General features: G+C 44.9%; 9 protein-coding genes and 1 pseudogene. 6 read left to right on the forward strand and 4 right to left on the reverse strand.

Going from position 1 to position 14,481, the window contains the following annotated elements; genetic code table 11:
• Window positions 1–165 precede the first annotated feature (165 nt).
• From WN50_RS17210 to WN50_RS31010, 3 genes are all read right to left on the reverse strand, one after another.
• Window positions 166–912 carry a PEP-CTERM sorting domain-containing protein gene (locus WN50_RS17210; RefSeq protein ID WP_046279895.1) on the reverse strand — a complete coding sequence of 249 codons (747 nt, stop codon included), beginning with the start codon at window positions 910–912 and terminating at the stop codon, window positions 166–168.
• A 675-nt stretch (window positions 913–1,587) separates the two neighbouring features.
• Window positions 1,588–2,511 (reverse strand): alpha/beta fold hydrolase, encoded by a 924-nt coding sequence (locus tag WN50_RS17215; RefSeq protein WP_425354785.1) that lies wholly within the window; start codon window positions 2,509–2,511, stop codon window positions 1,588–1,590.
• Between the two features lie 46 nt (window positions 2,512–2,557).
• Entirely contained in the window at window positions 2,558–3,040 is a 483-nt protein-coding gene (locus WN50_RS31010) for a pentapeptide repeat-containing protein (RefSeq protein ID WP_053221450.1), read from the reverse strand.
• A gap of 269 nt (window positions 3,041–3,309) precedes the next feature.
• On the opposite strand from WN50_RS31010, the gene WN50_RS17225 reads away from it, so the two are divergent.
• Window positions 3,310–4,473 (forward strand): RNA-guided endonuclease InsQ/TnpB family protein, encoded by a 1,164-nt coding sequence (locus tag WN50_RS17225; protein ID WP_342586742.1) that lies wholly within the window; start codon window positions 3,310–3,312, stop codon window positions 4,471–4,473.
• A 222-nt stretch (window positions 4,474–4,695) separates the two neighbouring features.
• On the opposite strand, the gene WN50_RS35390 is transcribed toward WN50_RS17225, so the two are convergent.
• On the reverse strand, window positions 4,696–6,705 hold the full coding sequence (locus WN50_RS35390; RefSeq protein ID WP_053221449.1) for a hypothetical protein: 2,010 nt from the start codon (window positions 6,703–6,705) through the stop codon (window positions 4,696–4,698).
• Window positions 6,706–7,163: 458 nt separating this feature from the next.
• Between WN50_RS35390 and WN50_RS37650 the strand changes: the two genes are divergently transcribed.
• The 5 genes and pseudogenes from WN50_RS37650 to WN50_RS37660 form a co-directional block, all read left to right on the forward strand.
• Window positions 7,164–7,696 (forward strand): cupin domain-containing protein (locus WN50_RS37650; RefSeq protein ID WP_063847404.1); only part of this gene is annotated, 533 nt, incomplete at its 3' end.
• Between the two features lie 25 nt (window positions 7,697–7,721).
• Entirely contained in the window at window positions 7,722–8,120 is a 399-nt protein-coding gene (locus WN50_RS37655; RefSeq protein ID WP_425354818.1) for a cupin domain-containing protein, read from the forward strand.
• A 599-nt stretch (window positions 8,121–8,719) separates the two neighbouring features.
• A complete protein-coding gene (gene psaA, locus WN50_RS17240) occupies window positions 8,720–10,981 on the forward strand; it encodes a photosystem I core protein PsaA (protein ID WP_046279892.1) in 2,262 nt (753 codons plus the stop codon).
• A 166-nt stretch (window positions 10,982–11,147) separates the two neighbouring features.
• On the forward strand, window positions 11,148–13,376 hold the full coding sequence (gene psaB, locus WN50_RS17245; protein WP_049559973.1) for a photosystem I core protein PsaB: 2,229 nt from the start codon (window positions 11,148–11,150) through the stop codon (window positions 13,374–13,376).
• Between the two features lie 111 nt (window positions 13,377–13,487).
• Window positions 13,488–13,586, forward strand: a pseudogene (locus tag WN50_RS37660) (hypothetical protein); the annotation flags it as partial.
• Window positions 13,587–14,481 lie beyond the last annotated feature (895 nt).

A 14,481-nucleotide genomic window follows, 5' to 3' on the forward strand; every position in this document is an offset into this window, starting at 1 on the left:
GAACTGACTGATACAATAGTTTGCTTAGACAACGATACCATAACATTTTATAGCACTTCGAGAGGCGATCGCATTCAATAAAAATAACTAACCCCCATGCTGTGAAATTCCAGTTGGGGGTTCATTAAATTATTCGTGATGTTGACTGGAGTTTGTTAACTGCAACTAGGACTTATTAGCATTTTTGCGTCGGCTGACTCCAAAAGCAGCACCTACACCCATCAAAGCCGCAATAGTTGAAGGTTCGGGAACACTCGCCGCAGGAGAACCAAGTTTAACCGCAAATACAGTATCGTTAAAGTCCATATCACTGTTTGCGAGAATTTTATCTTCTGCTCCAAAGATGAGCCAATCTTCAAAACCTGTCATGCTATAAGCTTTGAAATTACCAGAGCTTAAACCAAAAGTACCATCTGGATTAGACAACATAAAGTCTAAGGTGTCACCTGCGGCAAATGAACCCAGAGACAACTTTGAACCAATATCTAGAAAACCATCTAAAGAATTGTATTCTGGGTTAAAACTGCCCATTTTAGGATGAGTAATACCATCGGATTTGGTTGTGCCATAGTCATACAGTTCATTAAAAGCTTTGATATCAGACCACATTGTTCCGCTCTGACCATTGCTAGATGAATAGCTTAGAACATTGTTTTGACGACCCGCAACTTCACCGAGAAACACAGCTTCTAAATTTCCCGTGCTTTGACCCAGTGTTAAAGGCCCTGTGAGAGCAAATTCTTTAAGATTTACACCATCAGCTTGAATTTGCATACGGTCTTGAGTGGGTGCAAACTCTCGGAACGCTTGAATTAAATCATCAATTTCTCCAGCTTGAGCGGGTACTGTTGCAGCGACTAAAGTGGTAACAGTTGTCAGACCCGTTAATAGAGCAAATAGTTTAGTTTTCATGGGGGCTACTCCTGATTCAATTTAAAAACTTGAGTATTTTGTGTTTGTGGAATACTTTTATTGTCTTTCTACATCTTAGCTGTGATTGACTGTTTTGAACATAATTTTAGTTTTTTTTACTGAGTCTTTACATTATTAAAGCTCTGAGCAATATCTAGGCATAATTAGGCTTTAACAAGATGATATTAGTGTAATCTCTGAGATTTATATGTGACATAAATCACCTTGTATGCTGCTCTCTTAAAAAGACAAATGTTTCAAAAAATTCATAGTTTTTACGGATATTTTAGTTTTTTAGGTTTGACTTTTGTGGAATTTTCCTTAATTCTACGGATGTTTATATTTAATTGAATTTTATATCTAAATTTAAAATCAGTAATATCACTGAGTAAGTGCCGTAAAAGTCGTAATACTTACGCAGGTAGACTGAGAAGTGTATATAAATCTATACTGAGCAAACTACGGTGATTTAACAAAAACCCTCACCCCAGATCGGTTCAGGTTGCTCTAGATAGGGAAGTCAACTTAGGGAAGACTGTGCAGAAACTCAGCTACAATCTCTATAAACTCTGCGGTTGATTCGTAGGGGAGGACATTGCGACCGGGAATAATCCGAGCCTGAGCATGAGGCCAACCGTTCTGATAGGCTTGAGCGCGTTGTTCTGGCGNGTCAACTTAGGGAAGACTGTGCAGAAACTCAGCTACAATCTCTATAAACTCTGCGGTTGATTCGTAGGGGAGGACATTGCGACCGGGAATAATCCGAGCCTGAGCATGAGGCCAACCGTTCTGATAGGCTTGAGCGCGTTGTTCTGGCGTTTCTGAAATCCCTTTGCGACTAATACTCGAAGCTTTTTCACCGATCGCGACTAACGTCGGTTGAGCGATCGCCCCCATTTCAGATTCGTAATTTTTTCGCCAAAACCCCGCTAAAAAGGAAAACACCGCATATCGACTTTTGGAGTTCGTCGATCCGGCTTCTAATAGATCAAGCCATTGTTGATCCACCGCTTCGGCTTCTGCAAACAGTTGACGAATAGAGAAAGACTGGACAAACTGGCGACGACGTGCATAAAGCCAAAACAAACTTCCAACGGGATCATCAAAAAACAAATTCCACAGCAGTCGATGTTGAGTGGGTGAACCTGCATCCGTGATCACTCGCCAAGCCGGAGGCCCAGATAATACCAAACCTTTAATTAAGTTCGTTTGTTGTTGTTGCTGAAGCTGAACCAACGCGATCGCAGTGGGGAGAAGCGCACCTTGTACCAACACAACAACAGGTCTTTGAATAACAGTTTGCAGAAATTCGTTAAGTTGTTCCGCCCAATCTTTGGGGTGGTAGGCGATGCGAGGCATTTCACTCTCACCACACCCCAGTAAATCAGGATTATAGATCGGGTTTTGATAACCTTGCTGTTGCCAGCGATCGCAAAACCGATACCAAAACCGACGCGATAATCCCACACCGATCGGATGGATCAACAGCAAAGGTAAATTTTGGGAAGCTTCGGAGTCTATATTTGGATAAACTTCATAAGCACAACGATAGCCTTTCCAGGTGTAAAACTGCGGTGTCGGGGTTCCGAAGGGTTCCATAACCATTGTCGAAATGTGGGCAATTCGTTCAAGATTTACCTCGATTTTACAGGGTTTGAATCCAGCGACCGAAATCTCCTGGCGCCAAACTCGCGTTTTGATCGTCAGGTAGTCGTTCCTGTTGATTGGCTTGGCGGTAGATAAATCGACATAAAACGTTCTTGAAATTCGTTTGGCTGTCAATTTTCCAGTCAAAAATACAAATCCCTGTGAGAATTGCACCTTGAAAATTCGCACCCAAGACTTGGGTGTGGGAAAAGTTCACTCCCCAAAGGTTAGCCCCTCTCAAGTCAGCACCTTTGAGATTAGCACCGATCAGGTTCCCGTACCACAGATCAGCACCTTTGAGATCAGCATCTGAGAGATCCGCTTGGCTTAAGTTGAGTCCTTTGAGGCTAGATAACCGCAGCATCGCCGATCGTAAATCTGCACCTTTGAGATCAGGTTGAATGTGTGGGTTGTGTTTTCTCCAGTGGTTCCAAACCGCAACCCCTTGTTTAAGTATTGCGAGATGTTTTGGGTCAGCCATCGAAGATTAACTCCATCAAAAAACTAAAGCGCGATTATCCCCGTCGTCTATACGGTAGGGCGGGATAACGCCGTAGCCTCCGTGAACAATCACGACCTTTGTTGTTCAAGTGTATAATACCGACATGGTAACACGCAGAATCACATACAGGCTNACTCCATCAAAAAACTAAAGCGCGATTATCCCCGTCGTCTATACGGTAGGGCGGGATAACGCCGTAGCCTCCGTGAACAATCACGACCTTTGTTGTTCAAGTGTATAATACCGACATGGTAACACGCAGAATCACATACAGGCTTTACCCAAACCGTCGTCAAGAAACTCAATTACACTGGGCGCGACGAATGCACTGTTGTCTGTATAATGCTGCGGTTACTAACAGAAAAACGCAATACCAACGGTTCAACCACTCGGTTGATTATTTCGAGCAGCAAAACTCGCTACCCGAGTTTAAAAAAGTTTGGACTGAGTACAAAAAATTGGGTTCTCACACCTTACAAGCCACTTTAAAGCGAGTTGATTTTGCGTTTAAACGTTTCTTCAAAGGATTAGGAAAATACCCCAAATTCAAATCCTCTCGACACTATTCCGGGTGGGATTACCCTAATAAGCAAAGTTGGAGACTTACTAGCAATAACGGAATAAACGGTTATTTGAATCTAAGAGATTTAAACATCACTATTCAAATGAGAGGGAAGGCGAGAACCTGGGGAATTCCTAAGACCTGCACTATTTTCTGGCGAAGCAATAAATGGTATGCGTCAATTGCGGTTGAGTGCTGTCCCGTTCGTCAAACAGGAAAAGGTGCAATTGGCTTAGACTTTGGTTCTAAAGTTGCGATTGCGACAAGTAACGGAGATTTAATTGAGTCTCCCAAATTCCTTGAACAATCTCAGGACAAAATAACTCAACTCTCTAAGAAGTTAAGAAGAAAACGCAGACCAGAAAAACGCAAGGTTAAAGCCTCTCGTCGATGGAAAAAATATCAAGAGCAAATCAGCAAGACTAAGCGAAAAGTTGCCAACCAAAGGCAAGACTGGACTCACAAAGTAGCGGCACAAATTGTAAGCGGTAATAGCTTGGTTGCTACTGAGAAACTGAATCTCAAAGGTATGACTCGCAAGGCGAAAAAAGGGAGCAAACGGAAACGTCAAAAAACCGGATTAAACCGAAATTTGTTAGACGTTGCTATAGGAATGCTTCGAGAGTCAATCAAGTACAAAGTTGTCGAAGCGGGTGGGATATTTTTAGAAGCTCCAACCCAACAATTAAAGCCGACGCAGCGCTGTAATAACTGTTGGGAATTAACACCCAAGACCTTGAATGACAGGGTTCATATTTGCTCCCATTGCGGTCACACCGAAGATCGAGACATCAATGCTGCCCAGGTTTGTTTGAGTTGGGGCTTGCGGGTTTGGAACGAGCCTCTTTAGACGCAGAGTCGCACATCCCTACTGATTGCGGAAGCATGAAGCAAATGTGGGCAAAGAAGCGTCAGAAACCACGACTTGTATAAGCCGGGTGTAGTTCATCTTCACTTTCCCTATTAAATATAGGGCGAAGAAGCGTTACTAATCCCCGACTTCTTTAAGCCGTGGTAGTTGATGCCACGCTTTTCTAGGTTAGCCTAAGATTAATAAGTTTGTGGGGACAGGCTAGGAGTTTTCTCGGTCGGTTTCTAGGTCTTCAATAGAAGTTTCATCCATCATTTCGGGTTCGGGTTCAACTTCCATAGGTTCTTCTAACTGGGTTTCTAGGTCTTCAATGGGAGTTTCATCCATCATTTCAGGTTCGGGTTCAACTTCTACAGGTTCTTCTAACTGGGTTTCTAGGTCTAGAATAGAAGTCTCATCCACGATTTCAGGAAGGGGTTCCGGTTCCGGTTCCGGTTGAATGATAATGGGTTCTTCTAACGGGGTTTGTGGTTCTTCAGTGGAAGTTTCATCCAAAATGTCTGCTGAGGTTTCAACTTCGGGTTCAACAACCGATGTGTCTATGTTGATCTGTTCTGGGGTGGGTTGAAATTCATCGGGAAGGAGTTCTAGAGATTTTTCCGATTCTAATACGGGTTGACTTGGTTCAGCCATTGGAACTTCCTCGACAATTTCAGGTAAGGTCTGAGAAGGTTCGGGTTCAGAGGGGTTTTGCTGAAAACGCCTGAAAATTCGTTTGAATATATTATTGTTGGTGGCGGGGGGTTCTGCGGTTTGTGACGCAGGTATTGATGGACTGGTTTGAGAGTTGTTTCTCTCAAAGACAGGGAGTTGCTGAATTTGACCTTTTATGCGATTGAACCATCCATTGGTTTGGGGGGTTGGTTCGGTTTCGGGTTCGGTTTCGCTTGAGAGAAGTTGTTCGAGTTCTTCAGAGGGTAAAACTTCCTCAACTGGGGTTTCAGATGTTTCGTTCAGGGTTAGAGGAATGTCTATTTCTGGAATCGTTTCAATGTCATCAGTTTTTTCTTCGAGGGTTAGGGGTTCAACGGGTTCTAATGTTTCAGGGGTTTCAAGTTCTTCTGGGGTTTCAACGGGTTCTAGAGTTTCAGGGATTTCTTCTGTCGAAGGAACGATTTCAATTTCTTCTGGGGTTTCAACGGGTTCTAGAGTTTCTGGGGTTTGTTCTGTCGAAGGAACGATTTCAACTTCTTCTGGGGTTTCAACGGGTTCTAAGATTTCAGGAATTTCTTCGAGAGTTGGAGTAATTTGGGGTTCTGGAGTGATGATTTTACCCTCATAGCCTCGATCAACAATGGGGCGGGCTTGGGCGATAGTCAGTTCACCGCGTACCAGTTTTGAGAGGGTATCCTGACTGTTGGGGTCGTAGGTAAAGACGCGAGCAGTGTTGTTGTAGACGTTGGTCAGGGGTTCTCCGAGTTCATCGAGGTATTCGAGTTGTACCCAGTTTTTTCCCGGTTTTATACCTTTTATATATATAGGTTGCCATTGATCGATGATAAAACTTTGACTGTTGACGGTGACGCGAATTCGCCAATCAACTATTTCATCTTCTGGATTTTCTTGAGCGACTAGATGTAGGGGAGCATTGGCGAGGTAAAAGTCTAACAAAACGGGTTCGGCGCCGTAGGTTCCTCTCGGTTGGTTATAGGTTAGGAGGGGAAGTTGAGGGTTAGGGTTGTTTTCAGGAGTTTTGGTAAAGATATGAAAGGTGGTTTGAGCGTAGGCTCCATCGTTTTTGAAGCTTTCTCCCCAAGGGTAAGCCGCAAATATTCGCAGGGTATGGGTTCCGGCTTCGAGATCCGATAAAATAAGGGGTTGGTCGAGGGTGTAGATATCTTCTAGGGGTTGATTGTCGAGAATGGCTTGTAGATGTGGCCCTAAACCTAATGTTTCATCTCGAAAAATGGGTAAGTCCTGGACTTGAAGTTGGACATTGATGGTGTTGTCTTGGAAAAGTTCATCAGGTTGAGGACTGAGGATGGTGACTTGAGGTTGATGGACATCAAGGGGGGGATGGAGCATTTGAATTGCTTTCGGAGGCGAGACTTCAGCCATCTCTGTTGTCGGTTGAGAGACTGAGATAATGGGTAGACTCGCTTCGGGTAATTCGGGTTGCTCACATCCGAGAAGATTGAAAACTAAGATGACGGCTAGGGCTGATATTAGCCATTTTCTTAGGGTTGTCCGACCGCATTTCCTGTTCAACATTGAGTTCTCCTGAAACTCCCAAATCCAATTTTGTATGGAAGGCTTCCACTATGGAACTATAGCCCAAAAGGATCATTGAGTNGAGATAATGGGTAGACTCGCTTCGGGTAATTCGGGTTGCTCACATCCGAGAAGATTGAAAACTAAGATGACGGCTAGGGCTGATATTAGCCATTTTCTTAGGGTTGTCCGACCGCATTTCCTGTTCAACATTGAGTTCTCCTGAAACTCCCAAATCCAATTTTGTATGGAAGGCTTCCACTATGGAACTATAGCCCAAAAGGATCATTGAGTGAACTACCCCCTTGAATCGCTACAGCAAGATTCCTTTTTAGCAAGATGTATGATTCATAGGTTTTGAGTTGATTAAACTAACCTAAGACTTTTCAGTGGTAATAGTAAAGTCTTTGTTGTAGGCTAGTGTCTGAAAAGTTCAAAAAATTTGAGGTGTAATTCTAGTGGGTTCTCAGCTTCAATGGCAACCTAAACAAGTTAACGAAAACTTATTTACCCGTGTTGCTGTCCTGCCGACATCGCTCGTCTGGTATCAGACAATCTTTACTGGAATCTGGTTTGGTTGTTTTGAATCTGATCATCAGGTTCAAGAGCATCCAGTCACTATGCTGACTAAATTTGATCCAGGTGGATTTTTTTCGTTACATGGCCATCCTGGAGGAGAAGAAATTTTGGTCCTTCAGGGCGATTTTGCAGACGAAACCGGGGTACATCCACCAGGAACTTATATGCTGAATCCTGAAGGGTTTATCCATCGCCCCTACAGCGAGCGGGGATGTTTGACCTTTGTTAAATTGCGACAACACGGTGGAAAAAGTCGCCAACAAATTAAAACAAATATCTACAAGTCGTCCTGGCAATCAGGTATTATCCCCCAGATAGAATTGCAGCTCCTTTATAAACAAACTGGATATCCAGAAAAAGTCTGGGTCGAGCGCTGGCAGCCCCACACTACACTCTCCAATGTAGTAGAAACNCGGGGATGTTTGACCTTTGTTAAATTGCGACAACACGGTGGAAAAAGTCGCCAACAAATTAAAACAAATATCTACAAGTCGTCCTGGCAATCAGGTATTATCCCCCAGATAGAATTGCAGCTCCTTTATAAACAAACTGGATATCCAGAAAAAGTCTGGGTCGAGCGCTGGCAGCCCCACACTACACTCTCCAATGTAGTAGAAACCGAAATGAAAGAAATCTTTGTCATAGAAGGGATTTGGCAGGATGAGTTGGGGAGTTATCCAACTGGCAGTTGGCTGCGGTATCCACCCCATTGTGCCTATAGCCCAAGGTCAGAGACTGGATGCCTTATTTACGTCAAAACCTATCCCGTTGATAGAACAAGATTTATCGTTGGAGAAGATTTTCAGCATCCTCCTGAAACACTTCCCTTTACTTGATGCAGGTCGCAAACATCGATCGCTTTGGCTATTTGAGCGCGATTATTACTTGGTTCTCGTTAACAATCAGGCTGGCCAGTTGAGAAGATATAGAGAACCCCGTCTCACAGCACACACTCACGCAACCCTAAGAGATCTGGGGCGCTCCTCGGGTTGCTAAACAGTGATCGCTAATTTCACGGTGTCAAGATCTTTTAAGTTTAAGAACTTACATTCATCTAGTTTAAGTTTTGTAACATTTATCAATGATTTTTGGTGGCTTTTGCGACTTAAAATCAACTATAACCCATATACAACAAGGCTTATAGCTGCTTTTAATTATTGTTAACAAGCCATTTCCCCCTGACAGGGAAAGATGATATATCATTTAGATACAACAGCCCCTTGAAACGGCCCAGGGAAATTTCCAAAGCTGTAAAGAGGGGTTGAGTGTGAAAATAAAATTTTCCACTCTTGTAGTAAAGTAATAGGGAGTTGTGTTGCTTCCTAGCAATTGTTAGTAATACATTAACTTTTGCGAAGGATTTTGAAAAAGTTTAATGACTTGTTTCATAATTCACAACACGTAGAGTTTTTGTCATAGAGAGAGGAGAGTCTCAATGACCATCAGTCCTCCAGAGCCGGAGGCGAAGGTAAGGATAACGGTCGATAACGATCCAGTTCCTACTTCGTTTGAAAAATGGGCAAAACCCGGTCACTTCCGACGTGATCTAGCCAAAGGTCCAAATACCACCACCTGGATTTGGAACCTGCACGCCGACGCTCACGACTTCGATAGTCATACCAGTGATTTAGAAGATATTTCGCGCAAAATCTTTAGCGCCCACTTCGGTCATTTAGCGGTTATTTTTATCTGGCTGAGTGGCGCTTACTTCCACGGCGCGAAGTTTTCAAATTATGAAGCTTGGCTAACAAACCCCACAGGCATTAAACCGAGTGCCCAGGTGGTTTGGCCAATCTTCGGTCAAGAAATTTTAAATGCAGATGTGGGAGGAGGCTTCCACGGAATTCAGATCACCTCTGGATTGTTCCAACTCTGGCGTGCATCCGGCATTACAAACGAATACCAGCTTTACTGCACCGCTATTGGTGGGCTGGTTATGGCAGGTTTGATGCTGTTTGCAGGTTGGTTCCACTATCACAAACGGGCTCCGAAACTGGAATGGTTCCAGAATGTGGAGTCGATGATGAACCACCACTTAGCCGGATTGCTAGGCTTGGGATGCTTAGGTTGGGCTGGACACCAAATTCACGTGTCCTTACCCATTAACAAGCTGCTGGATTCTGGGGTAGCCCCCGCAGATATCCCCCTGCCCCATGAGTTCATCCTGAACCGGGATTTAATGACCGAGTTGTATCCCAGCTTTGCAGAAGGTTTAAAACCCTTCTTCACCTTAAACTGGGGAGTATACTCAGACTTCTTAACCTTCAAAGGAGGTCTTAATCCTGTAACAGGTGGCTTGTGGTTGTCAGATACAGCACACCATCACCTAGCCTTAGCTGTACTGTTCATCATTGCTGGCCATATGTACCGCACCAACTGGGGTATTGGTCACAGCATGAAGGAAATTCTAGAGGCTCACAGAGACCCCTTACTCATTGGGGGTACAGGTCACAAAGGTCTCTACGAAACCCTAACAACTTCTTGGCACGCACAGCTAGCGATTAACCTGGCAATGATGGGTTCTTTGAGCATCATCGTGGCTCACCATATGTATGCCATGCCGCCCTACCCCTACATTGCTACGGATTATCCCACTCAACTTTCCCTATTCACCCACCATATGTGGATTGGCGGATTCTTGATAGTGGGTGCAGGCGCTCATGGTGCAATCTTCATGGTGCGCGATTATGATCCGGCAAAGAACGTTAATAACGTTTTGGATCGGGTAATTCGTCACCGTGACGCGATTATCTCTCACTTGAACTGGGTTTGTATTTTCCTGGGCTTCCATAGCTTTGGCTTGTACGTTCACAACGATACAATGCGGGCCTTTGGTCGTCCTCAAGATATGTTCTCAGATACCGGGATTCAGCTCCAGCCGATATTTGCACAGTGGGTTCAACACCTACATACCTTGGCGCCCGGTAATACGGCTCCGAACGCCTTGGCTAGCGTCAGCCCAGCCTTTGGTGGAGATGTCGTTGCAGTGGCTGGTAAGGTGGCAATGATGCCGATTACATTGGGTACGGCGGACTTTATGATTCACCATATCCATGCCTTTACCATTCACGTTACCGTTCTGATTCTGCTGAAGGGTGTTCTGTACGCCCGCAGTTCTCGCCTGATTCCTGATAAGGCTGAATTAGGCTTCCGCTTCCCCTGCGACGGTCCGGGTCGGGGTGGTACTTGCCAAGTTTCCGGTTGGGATCACGTGTTCTTAGGTCTGTTCTGGATGTACAATTCCCTCTCGATTGTGATTTTCCACTTCAGTTGGAAGATGCAATCTGACGTCTGGGGAACTGTAGGATCAGACGGTACAATTTCTCACATAACCAATGGTAACTTTGCCCAGAGTGCCATTACCATTAATGGATGGTTGCGTGATTTCCTCTGGGCGCAAGCCTCTCAGGTCATCACCTCCTATGGGTCTGCCCTGTCTGCCTATGGTTTGATGTTCCTCGCAGCACACTTTGTTTGGGCATTCAGCTTAATGTTCCTGTTTAGTGGTCGTGGCTACTGGCAAGAACTGATCGAATCGATCGTTTGGGCGCATAATAAGCTCAAGGTAGCTCCAGCAATCCAGCCTCGCGCTCTGAGCATTACTCAGGGTCGTGCAGTGGGAGTTGCTCACTACCTACTTGGAGGAATCGTCACCACTTGGGCGTTCTTCCTGGCTCGAATCATTTCAGTTGGATGAGAGTCTCCCGCTCAAGGGTTGGGGTCATCCTCAAACTGACTCTGACTCCTTGAGTGGACCATCCCAAGAGATCGCTCAGTGCGGTATTGGCGGTTTCCGTCGTTCGCCCAGCGTCTCCGAAGGAGATGGAGCAACTTCGCAAGAGAAGACGATTTAGTTAGGACTTATGGCAACTAAATTTCCCAAATTTAGCCAGGCATTGGCACAAGATCCGACCACTCGGCGGATTTGGTACGGGATTGCCACAGCCCATGATTTTGAGAGTCATGATGGCATGACGGAAGAAAATCTTTACCAAAAGATTTTTGCTTCCCACTTCGGCCACATTGCCATCATCTTTCTTTGGACTTCTGGCAACCTTTTCCACGTCGCTTGGCAAGGTAACTTTGAACAATGGGTTAAAGATCCCTTAAATGTCCGTCCGATCGCTCATGCGATTTGGGACCCTCAATTCGGACAGCCTGCGGTAGATGCTTTCACGCAAGCAGGTGCTTCTAACCCCGTTAACATCGCCTACTCAGGTGTTTACCACTGGTGGTACACCATCGGAATGCGAACCAATGGTGATCTCTATCAAGGTTCCATCTTCCTGTTGTTGCTGTCTGCAATCTTCCTGTTTGCAGGCTGGTTACACCTCCAACCGAAATATCGTCCCAGCCTCTCCTGGTTCAAAAACGCTGAATCTCGTCTGAACCATCACTTGGCGGGTCTATTTGGAGTTAGCTCTCTGGCTTGGACAGGACACTTGGTACACGTTGCCATTCCTGAGTCTCGCGGACAGCACGTTGGCTGGGATAACTTCCTCAGCACTCTGCCTCACCCGGCAGGCTTGGCTCCCTTCTTCACCGGAAACTGGGGCGTTTATGCTCAAAATCCGGATACAGCTAGCCATGTGTTTGGGACTTCTCAAGGATCAGGAACTGCTATTCTGACCTTCTTAGGTGGATTCCATCCTCAGACTGAATCTCTCTGGCTGACGGATATGGCTCACCACCATCTAGCGATCGCTGTACTGTTCATCATCGCTGGACATATGTACCGGACTCAATTTGGAATTGGTCATAGCATCAAAGAAATGCTCAATTCCAAAGATCCCCTGTTCGGCTTCAAGAATGAAGGTCAGTTCAATCTGCCCCACCAAGGGTTGTATGACACGATCAACAACTCTCTGCACTTCCAGTTAGGCTTGGCGTTGGCTGCTTTGGGTGTAATCACTTCTTTGGTTGCCCAGCATATGTACTCCATTCCGCCTTACGCATTTATGGCGCGGGACTACACCACTCAAGCTGCACTGTACACACACCATCAATACATTGCTGGTTTCTTGATGGTTGGTGCTTTTGCTCACGGCGCGATCTTCTTTGTTCGTGACTATGATGCAGAAGCCAACAAAGGTAATGTGTTAGCTCGGATGCTCGAACACAAAGAGGCGATCATCTCTCACCTGAGCTGGGTGTCTCTGTTCCTGGGCTTCCACACTTTAGGAATCTACGTTCATAACGACGTTGTTGTTGCCTTCGGTACTCCTGAAAAGCAAATCCTGATTGAGCCTGTCTTTGCTCAGTTCATTCAGGCAGCTCACGGGAAAGCTGTTTATGCGATGGATGTTCTGTTGTCCAACCCGGATAGCATTGCAAGCACTGCATGGCCCAATCACGGTAATGTTTGGTTGCCCGGTTGGTTAGACGCGATTAACTCTGGCAAGAACTCTCTGTTCTTAACCATTGGCCCTGGCGACTTCCTGGTTCACCATGCGATCGCTTTGGGTCTGCATACCACCACCTTGATTCTTGTCAAAGGTGCCTTGGATGCTCGCGGTTCCAAGCTGATGCCTGATAAGAAGGATTTTGGTTATGCCTTCCCCTGCGACGGCCCCGGTCGTGGCGGTACTTGCGACATCTCTGCTTGGGATGCTTTCTATCTCTCGATGTTCTGGATGCTGAACACGCTAGGTTGGGTAACCTTCTACTGGCACTGGAAGCATTTGGGTATCTGGCAGGGTAATGTAGCTCAGTTCAATGAATCCTCAACCTACCTGATGGGATGGTTTAGAGATTATCTTTGGCTGAACTCTGCCCAGCTCATTAACGGATACAGCCCCTATGGAACTAATAATCTGTCAGTCTGGGCTTGGATGTTCCTCTTCGGACACCTGGTTTGGGCAACAGGCTTCATGTTCCTGATCTCTTGGCGGGGTTATTGGCAAGAGCTGATCGAAACGATTGTCTGGGCGCACGAACGGACTCCTCTGGCGAACCTGGTTCGTTGGAAAGACAAGCCCGTTGCTCTGTCTATCGTTCAAGCTCGTGTGGTTGGTCTGGCTCACTTCACGGTTGGTTATATTCTGACCTATGCCGCCTTCCTGATTGCCTCGACTGCTGGTAAGTTCGGTTAATAAAGCTCTAGCTGAACTTGCTTAATTTACATTCAATCCCTCGCCATTAGGTGGGGGATTTTTGTTCGGAGTCGCGCTAACAATCGTCTCAGCTACTCACGGATCAGCACNGTTCAAGCTCGTGTGGTTGGTCTGGCTCACTTCACGGTTGGTTATATTCTGACCTATGCCGCCTTCCTGATTGCCTCGACTGCTGGTAAGTTCGGTTAATAAAGCTCTAGCTGAACTTGCTTAATTTACATTCAATCCCTCGCCATTAGGTGGGGGATTTTTGTTCGGAGTCGCGCTAACAATCGTCTCAGCTACTCACGGATCAGCACGTCCGGGTGTAAGTTCTGTCAAGAGTAATTTACAAGAATTATCGAATTTACCTAAGTTAATATCTTTAAAAGTAAATGTACCGTGAATTGTAAACTTTAGTTGAATTGACTTGCCGATTAACGGATAAAGAATTACATTATTAATAGAAGCTAATCAAGCTTCAATTGACAGATAAACAAGCGATGTTTCAAAGGTTCATCAGAACTTAATATCAAAAAGTTGATCATCGCCAATTAAATTGAAATTAGGAGGTCAAACACACTGTTTCATCTGAAGTCTGTCATTTCACACAGCAGTACCTACCTGAGTTGCAGATATTTCCTCAAATGGTGATTTGGGAGCAATACATTAAAACTAATAGTATTCTTTAATGTAACTCCATTTCCAATTGAATAACGAGGAAGTCAATTCAGTAAACTAGGAGGTCAAAACTGCTGTTAAAGTTAACATCTGTCTCGTCAAAAATCGGTAACAGCATCCACAAGTTATCCTCATATTTCCTCAAATAGCTTACAGAGAGCAATGCAACTAAATGATCATCATTAGTGTAACTCTGCGTCTATTGTCCAAAAAGAGGAAGTCACTGAGAGAACAAGTTAGGATGCTGTTATTGTTGTGTAGGTTACTATAATATTATTTTATAAAATTAGGTAAAAAAATAGACTAGGTAGTAATCAGGTAATCAGTATATAGTCTATTTTCAGGGACTGGTTTTGTTGTGTTCATTCTTTAGACTTTAGTCTTCTCCTTCTTATTCTTCTGAGAATATTCTTTCTTAAACAAA

The sequence above is a fragment of the Limnoraphis robusta CS-951 genome, from assembly GCF_000972705.2.